27 protein-coding genes are annotated in these 24,208 nt (G+C 74.0%); 12 read left to right on the forward strand and 15 right to left on the reverse strand.

The genetic code is table 11. The features are described 5' to 3' along the window. Positions 1–28: 28 nt before the first annotated feature. Positions 29–1,411 carry an MFS transporter gene (locus OG218_RS19235; protein ID WP_328294832.1) on the reverse strand — a complete coding sequence of 461 codons (1,383 nt, stop codon included), beginning with the start codon at positions 1,409–1,411 and terminating at the stop codon, positions 29–31. Between the two features lie 33 nt (positions 1,412–1,444). Next, positions 1,445–2,335: a LysR family transcriptional regulator gene (locus tag OG218_RS19240; RefSeq protein ID WP_328294833.1), complete on the reverse strand. Its 891-nt coding sequence runs from the start codon at positions 2,333–2,335 to the stop codon at positions 1,445–1,447. A gap of 72 nt (positions 2,336–2,407) precedes the next feature. Here OG218_RS19240 and OG218_RS19245 point away from each other — a divergent pair, with 72 nt between their 5' ends. Continuing rightward, positions 2,408–3,364 (forward strand): DMT family transporter, encoded by a 957-nt coding sequence (locus OG218_RS19245; protein ID WP_328294834.1) that lies wholly within the window; start codon positions 2,408–2,410, stop codon positions 3,362–3,364. Here the strand turns inward: OG218_RS19245 and OG218_RS19250 are convergent. After that, the gene (locus OG218_RS19250; RefSeq protein ID WP_328294835.1) at positions 3,279–3,809 is read right to left on the reverse strand and encodes a GNAT family N-acetyltransferase; all 531 of its coding nucleotides are present in this window, start codon (positions 3,807–3,809) and stop codon (positions 3,279–3,281) included. The two genes, OG218_RS19245 and OG218_RS19250, sit on opposite strands and share 86 nt — an antisense overlap. 39 nt (positions 3,810–3,848) lie before the next feature. Between OG218_RS19250 and OG218_RS19255 the strand changes: the two genes are divergently transcribed. Both OG218_RS19255 and OG218_RS19260 read left to right on the forward strand, forming a co-directional pair. Then, positions 3,849–4,415, forward strand: coding sequence for a helix-turn-helix domain-containing protein (locus OG218_RS19255; protein ID WP_328294836.1), 567 nt, complete (start codon positions 3,849–3,851; stop codon positions 4,413–4,415). Positions 4,416–4,431: 16 nt separating this feature from the next. Further along, positions 4,432–5,541 carry an adenosine deaminase gene (locus OG218_RS19260; RefSeq protein ID WP_328294837.1) on the forward strand — a complete coding sequence of 370 codons (1,110 nt, stop codon included), beginning with the start codon at positions 4,432–4,434 and terminating at the stop codon, positions 5,539–5,541. Here OG218_RS19260 and OG218_RS19265 read toward each other — a convergent pair. Continuing rightward, positions 5,529–6,500, reverse strand: coding sequence for a helix-turn-helix transcriptional regulator (locus OG218_RS19265; protein ID WP_328294838.1), 972 nt, complete (start codon positions 6,498–6,500; stop codon positions 5,529–5,531). The two genes, OG218_RS19260 and OG218_RS19265, sit on opposite strands and share 13 nt — an antisense overlap. 61 nt (positions 6,501–6,561) lie before the next feature. On the opposite strand from OG218_RS19265, the gene OG218_RS19270 reads away from it, so the two are divergent. Further along, the gene (locus OG218_RS19270; protein WP_328294839.1) at positions 6,562–7,125 is read left to right on the forward strand and encodes a TIGR03086 family metal-binding protein; all 564 of its coding nucleotides are present in this window, start codon (positions 6,562–6,564) and stop codon (positions 7,123–7,125) included. A 2-nt stretch (positions 7,126–7,127) separates the two neighbouring features. Here OG218_RS19270 and rsgA read toward each other — a convergent pair whose 3' ends face one another. Both rsgA and OG218_RS19280 read right to left on the reverse strand, forming a co-directional pair. Continuing rightward, positions 7,128–8,213, reverse strand: a complete 1,086-nt coding sequence (gene rsgA, locus OG218_RS19275; protein ID WP_328294840.1) for a ribosome small subunit-dependent GTPase A — start codon at positions 8,211–8,213, stop codon at positions 7,128–7,130. 56 nt (positions 8,214–8,269) lie between these two features. Further along, complete coding sequence (locus OG218_RS19280) at positions 8,270–9,175, reverse strand: NADP-dependent oxidoreductase (protein ID WP_328294841.1); 906 nt, start codon at positions 9,173–9,175, stop codon at positions 8,270–8,272. A gap of 88 nt (positions 9,176–9,263) precedes the next feature. Between OG218_RS19280 and OG218_RS19285 the strand changes: the two genes are divergently transcribed. Next, positions 9,264–9,752, forward strand: a complete 489-nt coding sequence (locus OG218_RS19285; protein WP_328294842.1) for a MarR family winged helix-turn-helix transcriptional regulator — start codon at positions 9,264–9,266, stop codon at positions 9,750–9,752. A 9-nt stretch (positions 9,753–9,761) separates the two neighbouring features. On the opposite strand, the gene OG218_RS19290 is transcribed toward OG218_RS19285, so the two are convergent. The 3 genes from OG218_RS19290 to OG218_RS19300 form a co-directional block, all read right to left on the reverse strand. Beyond that, positions 9,762–10,292 (reverse strand): CvpA family protein, encoded by a 531-nt coding sequence (locus OG218_RS19290; protein ID WP_328294843.1) that lies wholly within the window; start codon positions 10,290–10,292, stop codon positions 9,762–9,764. 69 nt (positions 10,293–10,361) lie between these two features. Further along, positions 10,362–10,991 carry a hypothetical protein gene (locus OG218_RS19295; RefSeq protein WP_328294844.1) on the reverse strand — a complete coding sequence of 210 codons (630 nt, stop codon included), beginning with the start codon at positions 10,989–10,991 and terminating at the stop codon, positions 10,362–10,364. After that, on the reverse strand, positions 10,984–12,351 hold the full coding sequence (locus OG218_RS19300) for an aldehyde dehydrogenase family protein (protein ID WP_328294845.1): 1,368 nt from the start codon (positions 12,349–12,351) through the stop codon (positions 10,984–10,986). The genes OG218_RS19295 and OG218_RS19300 overlap by 8 nt, the downstream gene beginning before the upstream one ends. 80 nt (positions 12,352–12,431) lie before the next feature. Between OG218_RS19300 and OG218_RS19305 the strand changes: the two genes are divergently transcribed. Continuing rightward, positions 12,432–13,985 carry a PHP domain-containing protein gene (locus tag OG218_RS19305; protein WP_328294846.1) on the forward strand — a complete coding sequence of 518 codons (1,554 nt, stop codon included), beginning with the start codon at positions 12,432–12,434 and terminating at the stop codon, positions 13,983–13,985. Between the two features lies 1 nt (position 13,986). Here OG218_RS19305 and OG218_RS19310 read toward each other — a convergent pair whose 3' ends face one another. Beyond that, positions 13,987–14,703 carry an SDR family oxidoreductase gene (locus tag OG218_RS19310; RefSeq protein WP_328294847.1) on the reverse strand — a complete coding sequence of 239 codons (717 nt, stop codon included), beginning with the start codon at positions 14,701–14,703 and terminating at the stop codon, positions 13,987–13,989. 93 nt (positions 14,704–14,796) lie between these two features. On the opposite strand from OG218_RS19310, the gene OG218_RS19315 reads away from it, so the two are divergent. Beyond that, the gene (locus OG218_RS19315) at positions 14,797–15,645 is read left to right on the forward strand and encodes a LysR family transcriptional regulator (protein WP_328294848.1); all 849 of its coding nucleotides are present in this window, start codon (positions 14,797–14,799) and stop codon (positions 15,643–15,645) included. Positions 15,646–15,649: 4 nt separating this feature from the next. Here OG218_RS19315 and OG218_RS19320 read toward each other — a convergent pair whose 3' ends face one another. The 3 genes from OG218_RS19320 to OG218_RS19330 are packed head-to-tail and all read right to left on the reverse strand — an operon-like array spanning position 15,650 to position 18,269. Next, entirely contained in the window at positions 15,650–15,877 is a 228-nt protein-coding gene (locus OG218_RS19320; protein WP_328294849.1) for a helix-turn-helix domain-containing protein, read from the reverse strand. Beyond that, positions 15,874–16,548: a hypothetical protein gene (locus OG218_RS19325; protein WP_328294850.1), complete on the reverse strand. Its 675-nt coding sequence runs from the start codon at positions 16,546–16,548 to the stop codon at positions 15,874–15,876. Before OG218_RS19325 ends, OG218_RS19320 begins: the two co-directional genes overlap by 4 nt. Positions 16,549–16,580: 32 nt before the next feature. Next, positions 16,581–18,269, reverse strand: coding sequence for a phospho-sugar mutase (locus OG218_RS19330; RefSeq protein WP_328294851.1), 1,689 nt, complete (start codon positions 18,267–18,269; stop codon positions 16,581–16,583). Between the two features lie 38 nt (positions 18,270–18,307). Here OG218_RS19330 and OG218_RS19335 point away from each other — a divergent pair, with 38 nt between their 5' ends. The 5 genes from OG218_RS19335 to OG218_RS19355 are packed head-to-tail and all read left to right on the forward strand — an operon-like array spanning position 18,308 to position 22,256. After that, on the forward strand, positions 18,308–19,318 hold the full coding sequence (locus OG218_RS19335) for a CobW family GTP-binding protein (protein WP_328294852.1): 1,011 nt from the start codon (positions 18,308–18,310) through the stop codon (positions 19,316–19,318). A 3-nt stretch (positions 19,319–19,321) separates the two neighbouring features. Further along, entirely contained in the window at positions 19,322–19,855 is a 534-nt protein-coding gene (locus tag OG218_RS19340; RefSeq protein WP_328294853.1) for a GrpB family protein, read from the forward strand. Positions 19,856–19,897: 42 nt separating this feature from the next. Beyond that, positions 19,898–20,410, forward strand: coding sequence for an NUDIX hydrolase (locus OG218_RS19345; RefSeq protein WP_328294854.1), 513 nt, complete (start codon positions 19,898–19,900; stop codon positions 20,408–20,410). A gap of 47 nt (positions 20,411–20,457) precedes the next feature. After that, positions 20,458–21,459 (forward strand): ATP-binding cassette domain-containing protein, encoded by a 1,002-nt coding sequence (locus OG218_RS19350; RefSeq protein WP_328294855.1) that lies wholly within the window; start codon positions 20,458–20,460, stop codon positions 21,457–21,459. Continuing rightward, positions 21,456–22,256, forward strand: coding sequence for an ABC transporter permease (locus OG218_RS19355; protein WP_328294856.1), 801 nt, complete (start codon positions 21,456–21,458; stop codon positions 22,254–22,256). The genes OG218_RS19350 and OG218_RS19355 overlap by 4 nt, the downstream gene beginning before the upstream one ends. Before the next feature lie 3 nt (positions 22,257–22,259). On the opposite strand, the gene OG218_RS19360 is transcribed toward OG218_RS19355, so the two are convergent. Together OG218_RS19360 and OG218_RS19365 are read right to left on the reverse strand one after the other, a co-directional pair. Next, positions 22,260–23,270: an alpha/beta hydrolase gene (locus OG218_RS19360; RefSeq protein WP_328294857.1), complete on the reverse strand. Its 1,011-nt coding sequence runs from the start codon at positions 23,268–23,270 to the stop codon at positions 22,260–22,262. A gap of 98 nt (positions 23,271–23,368) precedes the next feature. Beyond that, positions 23,369–24,205, reverse strand: coding sequence for a purine-nucleoside phosphorylase (locus OG218_RS19365; protein ID WP_328294858.1), 837 nt, complete (start codon positions 24,203–24,205; stop codon positions 23,369–23,371). Between the last annotated feature and the right edge of the window lie 3 nt (positions 24,206–24,208).

The following is a 24,208-nucleotide window of genomic DNA, read 5'->3' on the forward strand; positions in this document are numbered from 1 at the left end:
GGCCCACCGAGGAGGATCCGGTGCTGCGTCAGTGCGCTTCCTGTGAACCGTGCACCCGGCGGGCGACGAGCAGGGCCACGACGGCGAAGACGACGCACACGGTCAGGGTCCCGGCGAACCCCGCCCACGCCGAGACGGCGCCCAGGGCGGCGAAGACCAGACCGGTCAAGGCCATCGCCGTGCCGCCGCCGGCGGCGTCGGAGATCGTCAGCGCCGCCGACCCCGCGCCCTCCTGGCCGGTGGGCGACTGCTCCAGCACGAGGACGGTGGTGCGGGGGAAACCCAGTCCCATCCCGGCCCCGGCGCAGGCCCAGCCCAGGGCGGACGCCACGCCGGCGACGACGTCCCCTGGGGTGACCGCGGCGACGACGGCCTGGACGACGACGCCGACCAGCAGCAGGACGGTGCCGATCCGGACGGCGCGCGCGTGCGGGAGCCGCGGCCCGAGGCGGCCCTGGACGGCCGAGGCCGAGGCCCAGGCGATCGCGGCGACGGTCAGCGTCGCCCCCGCGAGCCAGAGCGGGAGCCCGAACCTCTCGTGCAGCATCAGCGGCAGGTAGACCTCGGTGCTGAAGAACGTCGCGGCCAGCAGACCGCGCAGCAGCACCGTCGCGGGGAGTCCCCGGTGGGCCGTGAGGGTTCCCGACGGCAACAGCGGGCGGACCGCGACGACCAGCACGCCGAGGGCGACCGCGGCGACCAGCCACCGCCAGGGACCGGTGGCCCCCGCGGAACTCACCGCCACGACGGCCACCGCCACCCCGGTGGCGGCGACGAAGCGACTGCGCGGCAACGGCTCCCGGGACCCTTCCGCGGCCGGGACCCGCAGCAGGGCGGGCAGCACCGCGGACGCGGCGACCAGCACGAGGACGAGGACGCCGGAGAACACCCACGGCCAGCCGAACGTCTGCGCCACCAGCGCGGCCAGGAACGGGCCGACGAGGGAGGGCAGCACCCACGCCGAGGCGAACGCCCCGAACACCGCCGGCCGCAACGCCGGGGGGAACACCAGGGCGACCGTCACGTACAGGGTCACGCTGATCCCGCCCGACCCCAGCCCCTGCAGGAACCGGGCCGCGACGAAGAACTCCATGGTCGGGGCCAGGGAAGCCGCCAGCAGCCCGGCGGCGAACACCGTGATCGCCGCCAGCAGCGGCTTCCCCGGGCCACGCCGGTCGGCCCAGCCCCCGGCGGCGACCATCCCCAGGACGCTCGCCGCGAGCGTCGCGGCGAACGCCGTCGCGTACTCGCCGCGACCGCCCAGGTCGGCGCTCACGACGGGCATCACGGTGGTCACCGCGAGGCTCTCGAAGGCGGACAGGAACACCAGTGCCGTCGTCCCGAGGGTGGTGATCAGGTAGGTGCGGGAGAAGATCCCTGCGGTCGGGGTGGCGGTGGTGCTCGTGGTCACGTCGTCACGTTAGGTGCTCCAGCGCACTGGAGCTCAAGCGCTCCGGGTGGCCAGTCCGCGCAGGGCGTCGAGCACGGTCCCGACCCCGCGACGGGCCAGGGCCTCCGGGCGCAGCAGGGCGTCGATGCGCCGGTTGAGCGTGAGGTCGGCCAGGGGACGCAGGACCACCCCGGGTTCGGCCCGCGAGGTCAGGGCCGGCAGCAGGGCCAGTGCGTCGCCCGAGGCCACGACCGCGGCCGACACGAAGAACTCGTTGATGCGGTGGACGACGTCGAGGGGTCGGCGGGCCGCCGCGGCGACGACGTCGAGCGCACCGGCCAGCGGGAAACCCTCGTGGACCGAGATCCACCGTTCGTCCGCGACGTCGGCGACGGTGAGCCGCTCGCGCGCGGCGAGGGGGTGGTCCGCCGCGAGCGCGACGTGCAGCGGTTCGGTGAGCAGCGGCACCACGCGCAGCCGCCGGGTCGGCCACGGCGGACCGGCCTCGGGACGGTGGGCGATGACGACGTCGTAGTCGGCGACGAGGCCCGGGAAGTCCTGCTGGGCGACGTCCTCGTCGGTGCAGCGCAGGGGTGGGGCACCGTTCAGCTCCCGCAGCAACGGGCCGAACCAGGCCAGCCCCACGGAGTTGAACGCGCAGACGGCGACCGGGGTGTCGAGGGACTCCAGGTGGTCCTCGACGGCGCGGTTCGCCCGGTCCAGGGCCGCGGCGACGTCCACCGCGGCCGCCGCGAGCGCCTCGCCCGCGGGGGTCAGGGCCAGCCGCCGGCCGCGCTTCTCGGTCAGGGGGGTCGGGCAGGTGCGTTGCAGCGCCGTCAGGTGCTGCGACACCGCCGACGGGGTGACGTGCAGCGCACGAGCCACCGCCACCAGGCTGCCCCGCTCGGAGAGCTCGCGCAGGATCGTCAGCTGACGCACGTCCATGAAGCGATGCTAAATCCTGCCGTGAGCAACTGGGGTCTGGACTGAACTGTTGCGACCACCGACCATCGACACGTGACACGTGATCGCCGGGTCGACCTGCTCCTGCTGGGGGTGGCCGTCGTCTGGGGCTCCAGCTACCTCGCCGCCAAGGTCCTCCTCGACGTCGCCGGGGTCCTGCCCCTGCTCGCGCTGCGCTACGCGGGGGCCGCGGTGGCGCTCGCCGTCGTCGTCGCCGTGACCCGCGCGCGGCTGGGGCGCGAGGAGCTGCGCTGCGGCGTCCTCCTCGGGCTCTCGCAGGCGGCGATCCTCGCGCTCGAGACCTACGGCGTCGCCGGGACGAGCGCGACCAACGCCGGTCTGCTGATCTCGCTGACGATCCTGCTCACCCCGGGGTTCGAGGGGATCGTGCGCCGCTCCTGGCTGCCGCCGGCGTTCTTCGCGGCGGCCCTGGTCGCCGTCGTCGGGGTCGCCCTGCTCGTCGGGGGCGGCGGGTTCCGGGTACCGAACCACGGCGACCTGCTGGTCCTCGCGGCGGCCGTCGTCCGCGCCGCCCACGTGACGGCCATCGGCCGGGTCACCCGCACCCGCGACCTGGACCTGCGAGGGCTGACCTTCGTCCAGACCGCGCTGGGGGCGGTGCTGTTCACGGTGCTGGACCCGGGCGGGGTGTCCCGCGCGGTGGCGCACGCCTCGCCCGGGCAGTGGGCGGGGATCGCCTACCTCGCCCTGGGCTGCAGCGTGTTCGCCTTCCTGGCCCAGAGCTGGGCCGTGCGCCGGACGTCGGCGGCGCGGGCGAGCCTGCTGCTCGGCACCGAGCCCCTGTTCGCCGTGCTCGTGGGGGTCGTGCTCGGCGGTGAGCTGCTCGGCCCGCTCGGGGCGCTCGGGGCGGTGCTCATCCTCGCCGGGACGGCCTGGGGTCAGCGCGTGGAACGCCTCGCCCGGGTCAGGACAGCGGTTCCGGAACCCCCGCCGGGCCCGCACCCAGTGGTCGCTGCAGACGGACCACGTCCCACCACCGGTCGAGCTTGAACCCGATGCCCCGGAACGTGCCCACCTCCTCGAAGCCCAGCGCCCGGTGCAGGCCGAGGCTCGCCTCGTTGGGCAGCGTCACGCCGGCCACGAGCATCCGGAAACCCCGCGCCCGCAGCGTCGCGAACAGCTCGCCGTAGAGCGCCCGGCCGGCGCCGCTGCGGCGCAGGCCGGGCGCGAGGTAGACGCTCACCTCGCACGACCAGTCGTAGGCGGCCCGGGCGGCGTAGGGGGAGGCGTAGGCGTAGCCGGTCACCACCCCCGCGTCCTCGAGGACCAGCCAGGCGTGACGCTCCCGGTAGCTCTCGATCCGGTGCGCCACCTCGGCCGCGTCGGGGGGTTCCCGCTCGAAGGTGATCGCGGTGTCGCGGACGTAGGGCGCGTAGACGGCGGCGCAGGCCGCCGCGTCGGCGACGCTCGCAGGGCGGATCACACGCTCAGGCATGTGACGATCGTACGCACATCAGTGACTATGGTATCCAGCATGGCTGACCCCTCGACGTCCCTCGCGGACTCCCTGGCCCGGACGGTGAGTTCGGTCCGCAGCGCCCGCGGGCTCTCGGTCGCGGCGCTCGCGGACGCGTCCGGGGTCTCCCGCGCGATGATCGCCAAGGTGGAACGCGGTGCGGCCCAACCGACCGCGGTCCTGCTGGGGCGACTGGCGGGGGCGCTGGGGCTGACGCTGTCGCAACTGGTCGCGCGCGCGGAGGGGGAGGAGCGCCAGGTCGCGCGCCGTGACGAGCAACCGGTCTGGACGGACCCGGCCACCGGCTACGTCCGGCGCGCGGTCACCTCCGGCACGGGCGGACCGCTGGAACTCATCGAGGTGGACCTGCCGCCGGGGGCGCGGATCGGGTTCCCGGCCGCCACCTACGCCGGCACCCACCACCAGGTCTGGGTCCTCGCCGGCCGGTTGCGGTTCGAGGAGGGCCCTCAGGTCCACGACCTCGGCCCCGGGGACTGCCTGCGACTCGGGCCGGCGCAGGACTGCGCCTACGTCAACGACTCCGACGACGCGTGCCGCTACCTGGTCTGCCTGGTCCGTGCGTGACTGGCACGATCGGGGGGTGAGCACTCCCGAGAGCACCACCCCCCCGACCATCGAGCGCCTCCGCGCCCTGCCGAAGGTGTCGCTGCACGACCACCTCGACGGCGGGCTGCGGCCCGCGACCATCGTCGAGATCGCCGCCGCGAACGGGCACCGGCTGCCGACCACCGACCCCGAGGAGCTCGGTGCCTGGTTCCGCGACGCCGCGGACTCCGGGACGCTGGTCCGCTACCTCGAGACCTTCGACCACACCGTCGCCGTCATGCAGGACGCCGAGTCGCTGGCCCGGGTCGCGACCGAGGCCGTCCTCGACCTCGCCGCCGACGGCGTCGTCTACGGCGAGCTGCGCTACGCCCCCGAGCAGCACCTGCAGGGCGGCCTCAGCCTCGACGAGGTCGTCGTCGCCGTCGAGGAGGGCATGCGCCGCGGTGAGCAGCTCGCCGCCGAGGCGGGCACGCCGATCCGGGTCGGCACCCTCGTCACCGCCATGCGGCACGCCGACCGCGGCCTCGAGATCGCCGAACTCGCCCTGCGCCACCGCGACGCCGGTGTCGTCGGTTTCGACATCGCCGGGGCCGAGATCGGGTTCCCGCCCTCGAACCACCTCGCGGCCTTCGACCGGCTGCACGCCGAGAACTTCCCGGTCACCATCCACGCCGGTGAGGCGTTCGGCCTGCCGAGCATCGCCGACGCGGTCCACCCCTGCGGTGCCGAACGCATCGGGCACGGGGTCCGGATCATCGAGGACGTCGAACTCGGGGAGGGACGCGACCGGTTCGGCCTGCCCGTGGCGAAGCTCGGCCGCCTCGCGACCTGGGTCCGCGACCGCGGGATCGTCCTGGAACTCTGCCCGTCCTCCAACGTGCAGACGGGGGCCGCGACCAGCGTCGCGGACCACCCCGTCACCGTGCTCAAGGACCTCGGGTTCTCGATCAGCGTGAACACCGACAACCGGCTGATGTCCGGGACGTCCCTGTCGAAGGAGTTCTCCCTGCTCGTCGACGAGGCCGGCTGGGACCTCGCCGACGTGGAACGCGCCACGATCACCGCGCTGTCCGCGTCCTTCCTGCCCTTCCCGGAACGTCTCGCGATCGCGAGCGACGTGATCCGCCCCGCCTACTCGGCCTGAGCTCCCGGGTCGCCGTAGCGTTCGAGCACGTCGCGGGCCGTCCGCACGAGGTCCGCGACGAGTTCGGCGGGTTCCAGCACGTGGACCGTCGTCCCGAGTCCCAGCAGCACCGCCCGGGCGGCCGGCAGGGCCCGGAAGGTCGCGGTGATCTCGACCTCCTCGCCGTGGGCGACGACCCGGGGTTCGTCGAGCAGCTGGGCGTCGGCGATGCGCAGCAGCAGGCCGGCGTCCCCGACGGCGACCCGCATCCGGACCGGAGTTCCCGAGGTGTCGTGCCGCTCGACCTCGGCGCGCAGCCGTGCCCAGACCGCCGCGAGTTCCGGCAGGTCGTCGGCGACGGTGTCGTCGAGGAGCTCGACGTCGAGGACGCGGTCCACCCGGAACAACCGTTCCCCGTCCGCCACCTTCCCCACCAGGTACCAGACCCCACCCTTGGCGACCAGGCCGAGGGGATCGAGGGTGCGGGTGCTAGTCCGGGTCGCCCCCGCCGAGCGGTAGCGCATCCGGATCCGGCGCGCCGAGAACACCGCCTCCTGCAGTTCCGCCAGGTGCGGGTGGTCGCGCTGGCGTGAACGCCACCCGCCGGGTTCCACGAGGATCCGTGTCGCCGCGCGGCGGAAGGGTTCCCGACGGCCCTCCGGGGTGGCGGCCAGGAGTTTCCGGACGGCCGACTCCCAGGCCCCGCGCTGGGGATCACCCGTTCCCGAGGCACCGGAGAACAACGCCCGCGCCTCCGCGGTGGTGAAACCCGAGACGTCCGTGCGCCAGTTCGGCATCAACGCGATCCCGCCGCCGCGGCCGCGTTCGGTCCAGACGGGGACGCCCGCGCTCGAGAGGGCCTCGACGTCGCGCAGGATCGTGCGCACCGAGACCTCGAGGCGGGTGGAGAGGTCGGGGGCGGACATCCGCCCGTGCGTCTGCAGCAGGAAGAGCAGCGAGAGCAGTCGGTCGGCGCGCACCCGGTGAGGATGTCACCAGAACACGACAGGAGGTGTCATGTTCAGGGGGGAACCTCGAGGCGTGACCACAGACCCCAGAGACGACCTGTTCCGCGCCGCCGACCTCGCCGGCGACCTCCTCGAGACCGTGCGTGGCGAGGACCACCACCTGAGGACGCCCTGCGCCGAGTGGTCGGTGCTCGACCTCGTGGGCCACCTGGTGGCCGTGACCCGCCGGGTCGCCCACATCGGCCGCGGTGGACTGCCGGGCGACCTGCCGACGATGGCCTCCGGCGAACCCGCGCAGGGGTGGGGTCCCGCCTACCGGGCGGGGGTCGCGGAGATGCGGACGGTCTGGGCCGACGACGCGCTCCTGGCGAGGACGGTGACCCACCCCGCCGGGCCGATGCCGGGCGGTGCCGCCGCGACGGTGTACGTCCAGGAGTTCGCGACCCACGCCGGCGACCTGGCCGTCGCGATCGGGCGCACCGACCTGCTCGACGAGGAACTGGCGGAGACGGCCCTGGCGGACTCGATGCGCTTCGTGCCCCGCGACCGGACGGGTTTCCCGTTCGGGGACCCCGTCGAGGTTCCCGCCGACGCCCCGGCCCACGTCCGTCTCGCCGCCTGGCTCGGTCGGGGCTGAGGTCAGGAGTGGTGGCGGTCGCGGGTGGCCTTGACGAGCTTCTTCCACTCCTTGCGGCGTTCCGCGGCGAGGCGGTGGTCGGTCCGGGAGGCGAACCACGCCTGCTCCCGTTCCAGCCTGCGGTAGCTGTCGAGTCGCCGCTGCTCGAACACCCCCGCGTCGATCGCCGACAGCACCGCGCACCCGGGTTCGTTCGTGTGCGAGCAGTCGGAGAACCGGCAGTCCACGGCGACCTCGTCGAGGTCGGCGAACGTCCGTTCCAGCCCGTCGCCGAGTTCCGCGACGCCGAGGGTGCGCAACCCGGGGGTGTCGACGAGGACAAGGCCCCCCGGCAGCGGGACGAGTTCCCGGGTCACCGTCGTGTGCCGTCCCTTGCCGTCCACGGACCGGACGGCCCCCACCGCGAAACGTTCCTCACCGAGCAGGGCGTTGGCCAGGGTCGACTTCCCCGCGCCGGAGGACCCGAGGAGGACGACGGTTCCCCGGAGGTGGTCGCGCAGGGCCTCGACGCTGGCCGGGTCGATGGAACTCACCGCGACGACGTCGGCACCCACGGCGTCGCCGCGGACGGTGGTGAGGGTCTCCGCGAGCTCCCCCTGTTCCAGGAGGTCGGACTTGGTGAGGGCGACGACGGGGCGTGCCCCGGAGTTCCACGCGAGGGCGAGGAAACGCTCCACCCGACCGAGGGAGAGGCGGGAGTCGGCGCCGATGGCGACCACGACGGTGTCGACGTTCGCGGCGAGCTGGTGGTCGACCGACCGTCCGGTGACCGAGGCGCGGGCGAGCACGGTGCGCCGCGGGAGGACGCCCAGCACCCGGGGACCCTCCGGGGCGTCCAGCACCAACCCCACCCAGTCGCCGGTCGTGGGGGCCGGGACCAGGTGCCCCGGGGGAGTCTCCACCCGTTGCGGGCCGAGCGGGGTCTCCACGTCGCAGGCGCCGCGGTGCACGCGGACGACACGGGCGGGCAGCAGGTGCTGCCCGTCGTGGGTGGTCACCGCGCGGAAGGAGTTCCACCGGTCGTCCCAGTCCTCGTCCCAGCCGAGGCGGGCGAGGGGGTCGCCGGGGTTTTCGTCGGGTTCGGGCACGCGAGCAGGCTAGGTTCCGCGGCCCGGGGGCGGCGACGGGTTTTCGGAGGGGTTCCTCAGAGGGTGACGACGGCGCGTCCGCGCAACCTCCCGGCCTCGCCGTCGGCGTGCACGGCGGCCAGTTCGGCCAGCGGGCGGCGGGTGGAGACGTCGACGGAGAGTTCCCCGGCGTCGACGGCCCGGACGAGTTCGGCCAGCTGGGCGGTGTCGTTGCGGACGTAGAGGATCCGCCAGTGCACGTCGCGGGCCTCGTCGTCGGTGAGGGGGAGCGGGGGAGCGCTGACGGCCCGCCCGCCGTCACGGACGAGGTCGGTCAGTCGGCTGAGTTCCGCGGGGTCGCCGGAGACGTTGTTGAACACCAGGTCGACGGGTCCGGTGAGGCCGTCGGCGAGGGAGGTGGTCGTGTAGTCGATGACCTCGTCCGCACCGGCGGCGAGCACGGCGGCCCGGCTGCGGGGGCTCGCGGTGGCGATCACGTACGCCTCGGCCCGCTTCGCGAGCTGGACCGCGAACCCGCCGACCCCACCGCCGGCCCCGTTGACCAGCACCCGCTGCCCGGCCTGGAGCCCGCCGTGGTCGAACAGGCCCTGGAACGCGGTGAGCCCGGCGACGGGCAGGGCGGCGGCGTCGGTCAGCGGGATCGAGCGCGGTGCCGCGACCAGCAGGTCCTCGGGGACGGCCGCGAACTCCGCCGCGCCGCCGCCGACGGGGACGCCGAGGAAGGCGATGACGTCCTGGCCGGTGTCCTCGACGGTGCCGGCGAGGTCGAGCCCCGGGGTGTACGGCAGGTCCACGGGGATCAGCTCGGTCATGTACCCGGCGCGGATGGCGCCGTCGACGGCGTTGAACGTGGTGGCGGCGATCCGGACGAGGACCTCACCGTCGGCGGGGACGGGGAGGTCGACCTCCTCGACCCGCAGGGTGTCGGCGGTTCCGTACCGGGTGATGCGAACGGCGCGCATGAGCTCTCCTCCATCGGCAGGTGCTCCGAATTCGAAGCACCTGTCGAGAGTACGACTGCTTCGAATTCGACGCAAGTACCCTGAGGGGGTGGACCGCGGACTGAGTGAGCAGCAACTGGCGACCTACTTCGCCCTGACCGAGGTCGGGAACCTGCTCGAGCAGGCCGTCACGGCTCAGCTCCGCGCCGACGGGGACCTCAGCCCCGTCCAGTTCCAGATCCTCGCGACCCTCGGCACCAGTCCGTCGACGGATCACCGCATGACCGACCTCGCCGACCGGATCGTCTACAGCCGCAGCGGGTTCACCTACCAGGCCGGGCAGCTCGAGAAGCGCGGTCTCATCGAGCGGAAACCCTCGCCGCACGACGAGCGCAGCACCGTCGTCACCCTCACCGCCGCCGGGCGCGACGTGCTCGCGACGGTCATGCCCGGCCACGTCGACGTCGTGCGCGGCCTCCTCTTCGAGGACGTCCCGCAGCGCGACCTCGACGCCCTCCAGCGCGTCCTCGGCCCCGTCCGGGACCGGCTGCGGCAGGCTCCGCCGCGCTCGGCCCGGTCCCGTCGCGCGCGGGGGTGACCGCCGGGGTCAGCGGGGACCCGGTCCGCCCATCGGTCCGCCCAGCGTGGTGCCGACCGCAGTGACGACGGGGTCGAGCACGTGCCGGCCCACCTGCTCGAGCGACTGACGCAGACCGTCACCGGGCGTCCCGGAACCGGGCGCCAGCGGGAGGAGCGGGAGGAGCACGGCGCAGAGCAAGACAGCCAGCCCGCCACGCACCACGGCCCCGGCCACCCGGTCCAGGACCCTCAGGTGCACCGCGCCCAGGGCCCGCGCCAGTCCGGTACCCACGGCGGCGCCCAGCGACGCCCCGACGACGGCCAGCACGAGCACCGTGCCGATCGAGAGGATCACGGCGTCCCCGCCGGTCTGCGGCCAGCGCGCCTGGATCCGGGCGGCCACCTCGACGCCGGTGACGGCGCCGACCGCCACGCCGAGCAGGGCGAGGACCGGGCGGGAGGCACCCCGGCGCCACCCCGACCGGGCGGCGAGCACGACGAGGAGCACCGCGAGGAGGACGGGGAGGAGGGGCACGAGGCGTTCGGGGGTGAGGTCCACGTGCCGACGGTAGGCACGGGAGGTCGCCGTCGTCGCCCTTCCGCCGGGAACTTCAGGGTCCGCTCAGGGTCACACCGGAACGGTGGCCCCCGAGAAGAGGGCCGCGACGAGGTCCAGGTCGGCCAGGTCGGCCAGCGCCGCCGGGGACAGCGGCGGCAGGACCCGGGTCCCGGCCTCGGCGCAGGCCAGGCGCAGGTCAGCGTCGTAGTCGGCCGCCGCCGCCCGGGCGTCCAGCAGCGTCACCGTCGTCGCCAGCCTGCGCACCGTGTCGGGGTCCCGGGCGACGAGGGTCACCGCGCTCGGCGGGAACTCGGCCGCGACCACGTCGACCAGCGCCCGGACGGCCGCCGACTCGTGCGCGACGACGCAGCGGGCGCCCGCCGCCAGGGCCGAGCAGATCGCGCGGGCGGCGCCGAGGAACTCCGCCGGCGCCAGGATCGCCACCGGAGGTGGCCGGCGGTCGATGGCCACGGGCAGCACCAGGTCGAGCTTGTCGGCCCACCCGGCCCAGCGCACGATCGTGTCCACGCAGCCGTCGACCTGGGTGACCGCCTCGGAGATCCCGCACCGGTGGGCCCGCCGGACCTGCCCGACGAACCTGTTCCGCCCGGTCTCGACCTCGGCCGCGGCGCCCAGCAGGGCGCGTCCGCGGCGAGCGGCGCTGTGGGAGGGATCAGGACTGAACGGCGCTTCACCCACGGCAGGCCCGGAGGAGGTCCAGCGCGTCCCGGCGCGGGTCCGGCGGTGCCGGGACGTCCGTGCCCAGGGAGCCGCCCCACACGGTGACGGATCCGGCCCCTCCGAGGTGGGGCAGCACGTCGGCCGGCGAGCGGATGGTCCGTACCCCCAGGACGGGTCCCGGCGGTGGCCACGCGCTGTGCCGTCCGAGCGTGACGACCCCCGGCGGCGTCCACCAGCCGGCCTCGGGCAGCCCGGACGGCAGGGCGCTGTCCAGGGCCTCGTGACCGGCACGGGCCAGGTGCGGGCTCGGGACGGGGCCGATCGCCGTCGCCCGGTCCAGCGGGTGCCCGGTGCGCAGCCGCGCGACGACGGGCGCCACCCGGGCCACCAGCGCGTCGGCCACGGTGCGGGCCACGACCACCCGCGACCCGCCGGGCCGTTCGTGGGCGCCGCCGACGGCCGCGGCGACGAGCGCGGCCATCACCTCCTCCAGGTCCGCCTCCGGCAGGACGACGTCGACGTGCGGCGCGTCGAGGCGTTGCAGCAGAGGCGTTCCGGCGTGGGCGAGGGCGATGCCCACGCTGCGCAGGTCGTCGAGGGAGCCGTCGGCGCGGACCGCCACGAGGTCCTCGTGCGCCCACAACCGGGCGTCGGTGGCCTGGTCCGCCCCGGGCGCGACCCGGACCAGACCGTGCGGGACACCCGCCTCCTCCACGAGGCGGACGAGCTGCCGGGCGCTCGCCGCCGCGGCCGGCCGGGCCCGCAGGACGACACCGCAGCCGGTCGCCAGCCCCGCCACGATCGCGGTCAGGGCGTCGGCGGTGCTGGTCCGCCAGGTCGTCAGCACCCCGACGACACCCCCGCCGGGACGGTGGGCGGCGCCGACGGCCTCCAGCTTGTCCGCCCAGCCGGCGGCGGAGAAGGCGGCGGCGTGCGCGGCCGGGGCGTCGAGGGTGTACCCGGCCGCGACGGGCCGCCCCGTGGTGAGGGCCGCGGTCACGGCGAGCGCGCGGACGTGGTCGGCGAGGACGTCGGCGATGGCGAAGAGGAAGCGCGCCCGGTCCTCCGCCGACAACCAGGCCCAGTCGCTGCGGCTGGTCGCGGCCGTGTCGGAGACGATGCGCTGCACCAGGTCCGGTGGGGTGTCCTCGACCGAGAGCAGGCGTTCCCCGGTGGTCGGGGCGAGCACCTCGAGCAGGGGACCGGTGCCGGAACCCCCGGCGGGGCCGTCGGCGACGACGAGGTCGGGGACGACGTCGGGCAGGTCGGTCGACGGCTCGCCGGACCGCGGGGTGGAGGGGCCGGTGGTGGACACCCGCAACGGGGACTCCCGCGGGGCACCCAGTCCCACGACAGCTTCCGGTAGCGAAGTGCTCACGATCAGTGAGTCTACTGAGGTTCCTGTGCCGGGAGAGGGTCGTTCGAGCACTCCGTCCCCCGACTGGCAGGCTGGGGCCCGTGCTCTCCGACGAACCGCACTCCCACGCGCCGTCCCCGCTGCCGCCCGATCCGGTCAGTTCCGACGGCGACGACCGGGACTTCGCCTGGTACGCCGGAGACCACCACATCCACACCACCTTCTCCCGCGACGCCATGTACTCCGTGGACGACCAGGTCCGCCGGGCGCACGAGTGCGGGCTGGACTGGATGGTCATCACCGACCACGGCGGCCCCGACCACGCCAAGCAGTCCGTCGCGCTGCAGACCCCGCTGATCGCGCAGGCCCGCCGGCGCCACCCCGTCCTGGTCTTCCAGGGCATGGAGTGGAACATCCCGGGCGCCGAGCACGCGACGTTCATCGCCCCTGAGCACGTGGACACCCCCGACCTGCTGCAGCGCTTCGAACGCGCCTTCGACGGCGACGTCCTCGGGGCGCGGCAGAACCCCGGCGGGCCGCGGCTGATCGAGGACTCCGTCCACCCCGGCCCGGAGGCGGAACAGGTCGGTCTCGACGCCCTCGCCTGGCTGGTCGAGGAACTGCGGACCGGGACCGTCGGCGAGGCCCTCGTGCTCTCGAACCATCCCATGCGGACCGGTCGGGTCACCCCGTCGAAGGTGCGCGGCTGGCGCGACGCGGCGCCCGGGGTGTTCATCGGCTGGGAGGGCGCACCCGGTCACCAGGCCGCGGCGCTGCCCGCCCCGCTCGGACGCGGGCGGGGACGCGGTCAGTACGACGAACGTCCCGGGAAGTGGTCCTTCCCCGGCTACGACCTCGACCAGTACCGGACGTGGGGCGGGTTCGACGCCGCGACCGCCCGGATGGGCGGGTTGTGGGACTCGCTGCTGGCCGAGGGGTTGCCGTGGTGGATCACCGCGAACTCCGACAACCACTTCGACATCGGCGACACCGTCCGGGTCGGGAACCTCTCGCACGAGCACTACCGCGAACACGGTTCTCGCGGGGAACCCGTCGAGACCGGGGTCGTGCAGCACGGTTACGTCGACTTCGCGCCGGGTTTCTACTCCCGGACCTGCGTGGGTTCCGCCTCCCGGGACTACCGGTCGGTGATGGCCGCACTGCGGTCCGGGCGGGTCTTCGTCGTGCACGGCGGGTTGGTGAAGGCCGTCGAGGGACGGGTGCGCACCGGCCCCGGGCCGGGGGTCACGTTCGGGGCGCGGACGACGGTCGAACGCGGCGGGGACGTCGAGGTGGAACTGGTCGTCGACCCCGCGACCGAGGCGAACGGCAGCGGCGCGGTACCGCGCTCGGCCCGTTGGGACGTCATCGTGGGAACCGTCACCGGACGGGTGGCCGACGTCGACCGCGACCTGTTCGCGGCCCCGGGAACCCGGGTGGTCGAGAGTTTCGAGGTCCCCGCCTCGGCGACCGGGCGCCAGGTGTTCCGCACCGTCCTGCGCGGTGTCGCCGACCCGCTCTACGTCCGGTTCCGCGGCAGCGACGGGAACCACGCGCAGGACGACGGTCACCCGCGGGTGGACCGCATCGGGGACTCCGACCCGTGGGACGACCTGTGGTGCTACACGAACCCGGTGTTCGTCGACGTGCGCTGACTCACCAGGGGACCTCGCCCTCGTCGTCGAAGAAACCACCGCTCGGGCCGCCGTCGGGCAGGGTCGCGAGCCGGACCGGGGTGGCGGCCCCCTCGGCCGGGCTGCGGCCGTGGAAACCCGTGAAGTCGGTCGCGACCAGCCCCGGGCAGGCGACGTTGACCAGGATCCCGGTGCCCTCCAGTTGCCGGGCGTACTGCACGGTGATCGCGTTCAGGAAGCTCTTCGACGGCGCGTAGGCGGCCATCACCGGTCCGGTCCGACGCGTCAGCGAACCCATGCTGCTGGAGGTGTTCACGATCCGGGGGGACGGGGCCCGGCGCAGCAGGGGCAGCAGGGCGTTCGTCACCCGGACGGTGCCGTAGACGTTCACGTCGACCACGGCCCGGACGGCGTCGAGGTCGAGCGTCGTCGGGTCCTGGGTCCAGTCGGGGGCGTACGGACCGGAGATCCCGGAGTTGTTCACGAGGACGTCGAGGCGGCCCTCCTGCCGTTGCAGGAGGTCCGCCGCCGCGGCGACGCTCGCGTCGTCGGTGACGTCCAGGGGAACGCCGAACGCGTCCACGCCGTCGGCCCGGAGCTTCGCCACGGCCGGCCCGAGGCGTTCCGGGTCCCGGGCCCCGACGCCCACCCGGAAGCCGAGGGTGCCCAGCCCTGCCGCGATCTCGTAGCCGATGCCCTTGTTCGCGCCGGTGACCAGCGCGGTCCTCTTCTCACTCATGTGCTCGATGGTCGGTCGGGGTTCCCGTGCCGGTCCAACACCGATCGGGTGGTCCGTCATACCTTCCGGGTATCACGGTCGTAGGCTGTCGGGGTGGACACGTTGGAGACCCGGGAGTTGCGGTACTTCGTCGCCGTGGCGGAGGACCTGCACTTCGGTCGGGCCGCGCAACGCCTCGGCATCGCGCAACCGCCGCTCTCACGGGCCATCCAGCAGCTCGAACGCCGCCTCGGGGTCCGCCTGCTGGAACGCGACCGGCAGGGGGTCAGCCTGACCGACGCCGGGTCGGTGCTGCTGGTCGAGGGCCGCGCGACGCTGGAGGCCGCGAGCGCCGCGGCCCGTCGGACGCGGCGGGCGGTCGCGCAGCGGGGGACGCTCGTCCTCACGGTCAAGGCCGCCGGTTCGCACGAACTGCTGCGGAAGGTCCTCGACGCCTACGCGGCCGAACCGGGCGCCGTCGCCGTCGAGGTCCTGCCGAGCGGGTTGTGCGACCAGGCGCAGATGCTGCGCGACGGCCGCGCCGACGTGGCGTTGCTGCACACCCCGTTCAACTCCCTCGCGGGTTTCGACAGCGAGCAGCTCTCGAGCGAGGGGCAGGTCGCGATCCTCCCCGCCACGCACCCCCTCGCGTCGCGGAGTTCGGTCACGGTGGCCGAGGTCTCCGACCTCCCCGGCCTGCCGATGGCCCGCTGGCCGCAGCGCGACGGTTCGTTCCTCCCCGGTCCGGGGCCGGCGATCAGCGACGTGTCCCAGCTCGCCCAGCTGATCGCCCTGGGCCGGACCGTCGCGGTGTTCCCGGAGTCGGCGCGGTCGTGGTTGTGGGCCGAGCACCGGGCGGTTCCCGTCGTGGACGCGCCGGTGGTCGGGACCCACATCGCGTGGCCCGCGCACAGTTCCTCCCTCGCGGTGGCGGCTCTGGTGCGGTCCGCGCTCGGGCGCTGACGTCTCACGGGTTCCGGACGCTGAAGACGTCGCCGGGTTGACAGCGCAGGACGTCGCAGATCGCGGTGAGGGTGGAGAACCGGACCGCGCGGGCCCGGTCGTTCTTGAGGACCGAGAGGTTCACCACGGTCACCCCGACCCGCGCGGCGAGTTCGGCCAGCGTCATCCCGCGCTCGGCGAGGAGGCGGTCGAGGTGGCAGACGACGCGGTGGTGCTGGTCTTCGTCCGTCACACCAGGCCGACCACGTCGTCCTGCAGGGAACGGCCCTGGCGCAGGGCGCCGGCCAGCAGCAGCAGGAGCGCCACGAACAGGAGGGAGGAGTGGAGTGGCCAGCCCCACGACGGGCCGAAGTCGGCGTTGGCCCTGAGGCGGTGCAGGGCGAGGTCGAGGGCCAACGGCGGCAGCAGTGGGACGACGTGGGTCGAGACCAGGAGGGCGAGAGCCATCCGGCGCAACCACCGGGGGTTCTTGCTGTGGAAGGGGTTCCCGTCGGCGAACGCGCGCAGCAGGAACGCACCCCACAGCGCGCCGAAGCCCACGCAGACCGTGAGCAGGTCCTCCCGAGCGGTGACCAGGCCGCGCTCGACGCGGGTGAGCTGGACGGTGGCGGTCCACCCCGTCCCGGTGGAGGTGGCGTCGACCGTCATCCCGGTGCGGACCGTGGTGGGGTTGATCAGGGCACCGTCGGCGGCCGTTGCCGAGTCCGATCGCTCCACCCGGATCGGGAAGGACTCCTGCCCCGGCCCGCTGCTGAACGCGCTGAGCACCCCCAGCAGGCCGAACACCACGCACAGCAACCCGATCCGCTGAGCGAAGAACGCGCAGAGCCGGATCACGTGGGGGCGCAGGTGCACCCCGAAGCGCTGCGCCACCTGCGGGGCCATCGACAGTCGATACGTCACGCCGTGAGCATGGCACATCGAGAATCGATGTGTCAGTCGATCGCGACGACCGCCCGCACGTCCGCCGTCACCGCGGACAACCGCTCGCGGGCGGCGGCCCGGACCGCGCCGAGTTCCCCGGCGTCCCCGTCCGTCACGGCGGCCACGACCTCGCAGTAGCCCTTGAGCTTCGGCTCGGTCCCGCTCGGGCGCACCACGACCCGGGTGCCGTCGGCGGTGCGGAAGCGGAGCCCGTCCGTGGGCGGCAGTCCGTCGAGACCGTCCGCGAGGTCCTCGACGCTGGTCACCGGCGAACCGCCGAGGCTCGTGGGCGGCGCGGCGCGCAGCCTCGCCATGGTGGCCGGGATGAGGGAGAGGTCCTCGACGCGGATCGTCACCGGAGCGGTCAGGTGGACCCCGTCGGCGCGGTCGAGGTCGGCCAGGACGTCGTGCAGGGTCCGGCCCGCCGCGAGTTCCCGACGGACGATCCCGGCGACGAGCAGCGAGGCGGAGATCCCGTCCTTGTCCCGGACGACCTCCGGGGCGACGCAGTAGCCGATCGCCTCCTCGTAGCCGAAGGTGAGGTCCGGGACGCGGGCGATCCACTTGAACCCCGTCAGGGCGGACGCGAAGCGCGCGCCGCGGCGTTCGGCGACGGCGGTCAGGGCCTGGGAACTCACCACCGAGCAGGCCAGGACCGCGCCGGGGGCGGCGAGTTCGTCCCCCAGCACCCGGCCGAGGTCGTCGCCGCTCAGCGTCGTGAACCCCTCGGGCCCGGGGACGGCCACGCAGCAGCGGTCGGCGTCGGGGTCCACGGCCAGCACGACGTCCGCGCCCAGCCGCTGCGCCAGGGCGACCGCGCGGTCGAGCGCGCCGGCCTCCTCGGGGTTGGGGAAGGGCACGGTCGGGAACTCCGGATCGGGGTCGGCCTGCTCCGGGACCACGTGGACGTCGTGGAAGCCGTTGCGTCGCAGAGCCTCCAGCAGCACCGGACCGCCGACGCCGTGCATCGGGGTGACGACGATCCGCGGGTCCCGCCCCGGCGCCGGCCGCACCGCGTCGGTGATCGCGGCGAGGTAGTCCTCGACGACCTCCTCACCGAGCACCGTCCACCCCTGCGTGGCCAGGGGGAGGTCGCGCAGCGGTCCGACGGCGGCGATGCAGGCGGCGATCTCGGCGTCGGCCGGCGGCACGATCTGCACCCCCCGGCCTTCCTCGGGGGCGGCCCGGCCGCCGAGGTAGACCTTGTAGCCGTTGTCCCGGGCGGGGTTGTGGCTCGCCGTGACCATGACGCCGGCGTCGGCGGCGTAGCGGCGCACGGCGAAGGCCAGCAGCGGCGTCGGCAGCGGCCGGGGCAGCAGCAGGACCTCGCAGCCGGCCGCGGTGAGGACGGCGGCGGAGTCGTCGGCGAACTCGCGCGAGCCGTGGCGGGCGTCGAGCCCGATCACGACGCGGGGGCGTTCGAAGCGCTGGGTCGACCAGGCCCCGAGGCCCGCGGCCGCCCGCTGCACCACGGCCCGGTTCATCCGGTGCTCCCCGGCGGCGACGACCCCGCGCAGTCCGGCGGTCCCGAACTCCAGGGGCCCGCTGAACCGGTCCGCGAGTTCCTGCCCGGCCTCGGCGTCGCCGGTCGTCGCCGCGCTCAGCAACGCCTCCAGGGCGGCGCGGTCACGGGGTTCGGGATCGTCCTCGATCCAGGTCCGGACGCGGTCGTGCAGGGTCTGCGACGGGTCGGCGTTCACCCCCTCACCCTACGAGGACCCCGTGCGACGATGGCCGGGTGAGCACTCCCGTGGTCGTCCTCGCCGGGTTCCTCGGAGCGGGCAAGACCACGGTCCTCAACCAGTTGCTGCGCTCGGCCACCGACGTCCGGCTCGGGGTCGTCGTCAACGACTTCGGCGCCGTGGGCATCGACGCCCTCCTCGTGGCCGGCTGGGCCGACAGCACGGTGTCGCTGGAGAACGGGTGCCTGTGCTGCTCCACCGACGACGGGACCATCGACGAGCTGCTGATCCGGCTGACGGCCCCGCGTCCGGGGGCGGGCCTGGACGCCGTCGTCATCGAGGCGAGCGGGGTCGCGGAACCCGCCGCGATGGTCCGCCAGGTGCTGAGCAGTTCCGTGCCCGGGGTGAGCTACGGCGGGCTCGTCGTCGTGGTCGACGCCGTGGAGTTCGAGGCCACCCGGCTGCGGCACGCCGAACTCGACGACCACGTCGCCATGGCGGACGTCGTGCTGCTCACCAAGACCGACCTGGTGTCCCCGGAGGCGGCGGCGCGCGTCGCCGAGGTGTGCCGGGGGCTCAACGCGTGGGCGCCCGTCGTCCCCGCCGCGCTCGGCCGGATGGACGCGCGGTTGCTCTTCGAGCAGCGCCCCCGGGAACAGCGGCAGCTGACCCTCGGGGAACTCGTCGGGGAGCACGAGCACACCGACCACCTGCACACGATGTACGACGCCCTGGAGTTCCGCAGCGCCGCCCCGCTGGACCCGCGCCGGTTCGTGGAGTTCCTCGCCGCTCGCCCGTCCGGGGTCTTCCGGATGAAGGGTTTCCTGCGCTTCGCCGTCGAGGGTTTCCCGCAGCGCTACCTGCTGCACACCGTCGGGGCGGCGGTGCGGTTCGAACGGGGCGGCTGGCCGCGGGGCTCGGACCGGGCGAGCGAACTCGTGCTCATCGGTGCGGGGTTGGACGCCGACACCCTGCTGGCCGATCTGCAGGCGTGCGTGCACGACGGGCCGCCGCTCGACGACGAGATGGCGATGATGGGGGTCCTGCGGGACACCGAGGGGGTGTAGCGCATGACGCTGGGACTGGGCGACGGAGAGGTCGAACTGGTTCCCCACTCCGCGGCGTGGGCGACGGCGGGTCGGATCGAGGGCGACCGGCTGCGGGTGGCGCTGCGACGCTGGACCCGGCGGGTCGAGCACGTGGGCAGCACGTCCGTCCCCGGTCTTCCCGCAAAACCCGTCATCGACCTCTGCGTCGGTGTCGCGGAACTCCGGGCCGCGGACGAGATGGTGGAGGTCATGGCCTCGCTGGGCTACGACTACCCCGGCGACGTGGGGATCCCGGACGACCGCGTCTTCGGGCGGGAGCCCGGGTGGCGGACCCACCTCGTCCACGTCGTCGTGGAGGGAGGCCCCGCCTGGCGGGCCTACCTCGGGTTCCGGGACGCCCTACGGTCCGATGCCGTTCTCCGGGACGAGTACGCGGCGCTCAAGCACCGCCTCGCCCTCGACCACGTCGGCGACAGGTTCGCGTACACGCAGCGGAAGTCGGAGTTCGTGGCGCGCGCGCTCTCGGGCGGCGCGTCGCCGGACTCCGCACCCTGACCGGCGATCATCGCGTCGGAGGTCGGTGAGAGGGTCGCCGCCGTGGTCGACGATCCCCGTGGCAGGTTCAGCGTGCCGCTCGCGGTGCAGGCCCTGGTGCTCCACGGGTCCCGGGTGCTGCTCGCGCGGCGGCGCGGTTCGGGGTACCACGACGGCGAGCTCGGGCTGCCCGCCGGCCACGTCGACGGTGGTGAACCGCTGCGGGCCGCGCTGGTCCGCGAGGTGGCCGAGGAGGTCTGCCTGCGGGTCGACCCCGCGGACGCCCTGCTGGTCCTCACCGCGCACCTGGCCCCGGAACGCCGGGGGGACCGGGAGTACCTGCACGCGTTCTTCGCGGTCCGCCGCTGGTCGGGGGAACCGAGGATCGGCGAACCGGAGAAGTGCGACGAGCTGCGCTGGGCCGACGTCGACGACCTGCCCGACGACACCGTGGACCACGTCGCGGCGGCGATCGCGACGTGGCGGGCCGGGGAGACGCTGCTGGAACGGGGGTGGTCGGGCGATGAGTTCTCACCGCGGCCCGGGTCGGGACGTCGAACGGGATCGGAATGGTGAGGGAAAGGACGGGCGTGGTGTCGGTGGTCTCTCCTAGGGTCGAGGACATGTCGGTGAGCGGTCCAGCAGCAGTCACGGGGTCAGCGGTCAGCGCGCGCGGCCTGGTCAAGCGGTACGGGGACGTCACGGCACTGGCGGGGGTGGACCTCGACGTGCCCGAGGGCACGGTCCTCGCGCTGCTGGGGCCGAACGGCGCCGGCAAGACGACGACGGTGCGCGTCCTCACGACGCTGCTCGTCCCCGACGAGGGGAGCGCGACCGTGGCCGGGGTGGACGTCCTGCGCGACCCGCGCGAGGTCCGCCGCCGCATCGGGCTGTCCGGGCAGTACGCGGCGGTCGACGAGAACCTGACCGGGTTCGAGAACCTGGACATGGTGGGCCGGCTCTACCACCTGGGCCGGAAGCGGTCCCGCGAACGGGCGAACGAGCTCCTCGAGCAGTTCCGGTTGAGCGACGCGGCGAACCGGGTGGCCAAGACCTACTCCGGGGGGATGCGTCGTCGCCTCGACCTGGCCGGGGCGCTCGTCGCCCAGCCCCCGGTGCTGTTCCTCGACGAGCCGACGACGGGTCTGGACCCGCGCTCGCGCAACGACATGTGGGAGCTGCTGACCCAGATGGTCCAGGGCGGGACGACCCTGCTGCTGACGACGCAGTACCTGGAGGAGGCCGAACGCCTCGCCGACGACATCGTGGTCATCGACCACGGCCGCGTCATCGCCCGCGGCACGGCGGACGAGCTCAAGACGCAGGTCGGCGGTCAGCGGGTCGAGGTCGTCGTCGCGGTCGACGCCGAGGTCGAGACCACGGTGGAGGTCCTGCGGCCGGTCGCGGTGGGGGAGATCCAGGTCGAACGACGCGCCCGCCGGGTGACCGTCCCGGTCAGCGGGGGCACCCCCGCCCTCGTGGACGCGCTGCGACGGCTCGAGGCGGTGGGGGTCGTCCCGCTCGACGCCGGGCTGCGGCGGCCGACCCTGGACGACGTCTTCCTCACCCTCACCGGCAAACCCGCCGAGGAACTCGCCGACGAGCACGAGGAGCAGAACGCATGAGCTCGCTGGGCATGGCTCTGGCCGACGGATCCGTCGTCGCCAAGCGCAACCTCATCAAGATCAAGCGGATCCCCGACCTGCTGGTCGGGACCCTCATCTCCCCGATCATGTTCATCCTGCTGTTCGGGTACGTCTTCGGCGGGGCGATCGAGGTCCCGGGCATCAACTACCGGGAGTTCCTCGTCCCCGGGATCTTCGCCCAGACGGTCATCTTCGGGGCCACCATCACGGGCGCGGGGTTGGCCGACGACATGCAGAAGGGGATCATCGAACGGTTCCGCTCGCTGCCCATGGCCCAGTCGGCCGTGCTGGTGGGGCGGACGTCCTCCGACGTGGTGACCAACGTGATCGTCACCGTCATCATGTCCCTGACGGGATTGATCATCGGCTGGCGGATCCGGACGTCGTTCCTGGACGCCGTGGTCGGCTACGCGCTGCTCCTGCTGTTCGCCTACGCGATCTCGTGGTGCATGGCGATGCTCGGGTTGCTGATCCGCACCCCCGAGGCGTTCAACAACCTGACGTTCATCACGATCTTCCCGGTCACGTTCCTCACCAACGGCTTCGTGCCCATCGAGAGCTACCCCCCGGTCCTGCGCCACATCGCCGAGTGGAACCCGGTGTCGACGTTGGTGCAGTCGGCGCGGGAGCTGTTCGGCAACGTGGGGCCCGGCGCGGAACCCTCGTCGTGGGCGCTGCAGCACGCGGAGCTCTACACCCTGGCCTGGATCGTCGTCATCCTCGTCGTGTTCGTCCCGCTGGCGACGCGCCAGTACAAGCGGGCCGCCGCGCGCTGACGCTCAGGACGGCGTGGGCCCGCTCAGGTGCCGGCTGAAGAACGCGAAGACCTGGGGCATCACGGCCTTGAACGACGTGGTCAGGTGCTGCCCGCCCTGCTGCAGGGAGACCTCGGCGGTGGCGGGCGGGCGGAGGAGCTGCGCGAACCGCTGGGCCCGGGTGACGTCGTCCGGGCTGGCGGTCCCGGCCAGCAGCAGCACCGGGAAACCCGCCCTGCCCTGCGCGGCGAGGGCGGTGGGGTAGAGCGCCTGGACCGCGGGGTCCTTGCGCTGGGGCAGGTTCGTCTCCATGTCGAAGTACCCGGCGATGCTGACGACGGCCCCGTAGTCCTCCGGGTGGCGCAACGCGATGGCCGCCGCGCAGTAGGCCCCCGACGACGCGCCCGCCGTGCCCCACCCGCGACCCGGGGCCGTGACGCGGAAGTCGTCGCGCACCATGGTCGGGACGTCGGTGTCGAGGAACGTCCCGACGGCGGGCTCACCCGGCAGGTCGGTGCACTCGGTGTCGAGGTCCTTCGAGACCTGCATCTCCGGCATGACGAGGACGAACGGCAGGACGGAACCGTTCGCCGACCCCGTCCGGACGACGTCCAGCGCCGAGTACGAGCGGTCGGTCCAGTTGTTGTAGGAGGCGCCGTCGCCCCCCGGGTAGAGGAAGAGCACCGGGAAGTCGGAGTGGGCGTAGCGGGGGTCGTCGTACTGCGGTGGGGTCCACACCCACACCGTCATCGTCACCCCGGACCGCGCGCCGACCAGGACGGTCTGGCGGACCTGGCCGTCGCCGAAGTCCTTGCCGGTGAACTGCTGCGCGTCGGCCACGTGCGGGTTCGCCGGGGACGTCGCCGAGGCACTGGTGGTGGAGGACGTCGACGCACCGGTGGTGGAGGCTGACGGCGAGCCTGCCGGGTCCGCGCGACCGGTCCCACCGCCGCCGCACCCCGTCACCAGCAGGAGGGCCGCGAGCGCCGAGGCCGAGCCGAGGCGGCGGGGGAGGACGGGGGAGGACGGGAGCACCCCCTGATCCTCCCGGCTCCCGCCGACGGGAGGGGTGCCCGCGCGGGTCTGCACCCGAGGTCCACGGAACCCCTACGGTCCCCGCGCCGGGGAGGGGGTCAGAGCAGCGGCACGACCCCGGCCAGCAGGGCGGCGCAACGACCGGCGGCGTCCCGTCCGGCCTGCAGCACCTCCTCGTGCGAGAGCGGCTGGTCGGAGACCCCCGCGGCGAGGTTGGTGACCAGGGAGAGGCCCAGGACCTCCATCCCCGCGTGCCGGGCCGCGATGGCCTCCAGCGCCGTGGACATGCCGACCAGTTGCGCCCCGAGGACCCCGGCCATCCGCACCTCGGCGGGCGTCTCGTACTGCGGCCCGCGGAACTGGGCGTAGACGCCCTCGGCGAGGTCCGGGTCGACCGTGCGCGCGACCCCGCGCAGCCGGGTGGAGTAGAGGTCCGTCAGGTCGACGAACGTCGGACCCTCCAGCGGCGAGGCGCCGGTGAAGTTCAGGTGGTCCGAGATCAGGACCGGCGAACCGGCCGGGATCGCCGGGTCGAGCCCACCGCAGCCGTTGGTGAGCACGATCGTGCGGCAGCCCGCGGCCGCGGCGACCCGGACGCCGTGGGCGACGGCGCGCACCCCGTGACCCTCGTAGAAGTGCGACCGGGGCAGGACCAGGGCCCGCAGCGGGGTCCCCCCGGGGCGGGCGACCGACACCGAGCGGACCGTCCCCGCGTGCCCGACCACGGCCGGCGGCAGGAACCCGGGGAGGTCGGTGGCGGGCAACGTCGCCACGACCTCACCCAGCTGGTCCGCCGCGGCCGACCAGCCCGATCCGAGGATCAGGGCCACGTCGTGGCGTCCGACCCCGCTGAGCTCGGCGAGGGTCGCGGCCGTCTCCTCTGCGAGGGCGAAGGGGTCGTGCTCAGCGGCGTCGGGGGCGGCGATCGAGGTCACACG

It is taken from the genome of Kineococcus sp. NBC_00420 (assembly GCF_036021035.1).
Classification (GTDB): Bacteria; Actinomycetota; Actinomycetes; order Actinomycetales; family Kineococcaceae; genus Kineococcus.

Excerpts from the sequence above, each read along its gene's own strand:
- OG218_RS19240 (WP_328294833.1), bottom strand. The coding sequence starts at position 2,335 with ATGGACGTGCGTCAGCTGACGATCCTGCGCGAGCTCTCCGAGCGGGGC.
- OG218_RS19250 (WP_328294835.1), bottom strand. The coding sequence starts at position 3,809 with ATGCCTGAGCGTGTGATCCGCCCTGCGAGCGTCGCCGACGCGGCGGCC.
- OG218_RS19255 (WP_328294836.1), top strand. The coding sequence starts at position 3,849 with ATGGCTGACCCCTCGACGTCCCTCGCGGACTCCCTGGCCCGGACGGTG.
- OG218_RS19280 (WP_328294841.1), bottom strand. The coding sequence starts at position 9,175 with ATGCGCGCCGTTCGCATCACCCGGTACGGAACCGCCGACACCCTGCGG.
- OG218_RS19310 (WP_328294847.1), bottom strand. The coding sequence starts at position 14,703 with ATGAGTGAGAAGAGGACCGCGCTGGTCACCGGCGCGAACAAGGGCATC.
- OG218_RS19340 (WP_328294853.1), top strand. The coding sequence starts at position 19,322 with ATGACGCTGGGACTGGGCGACGGAGAGGTCGAACTGGTTCCCCACTCC.
- OG218_RS19350 (WP_328294855.1), top strand. The coding sequence starts at position 20,458 with ATGTCGGTGAGCGGTCCAGCAGCAGTCACGGGGTCAGCGGTCAGCGCG.
- OG218_RS19355 (WP_328294856.1), top strand. The coding sequence starts at position 21,456 with ATGAGCTCGCTGGGCATGGCTCTGGCCGACGGATCCGTCGTCGCCAAG.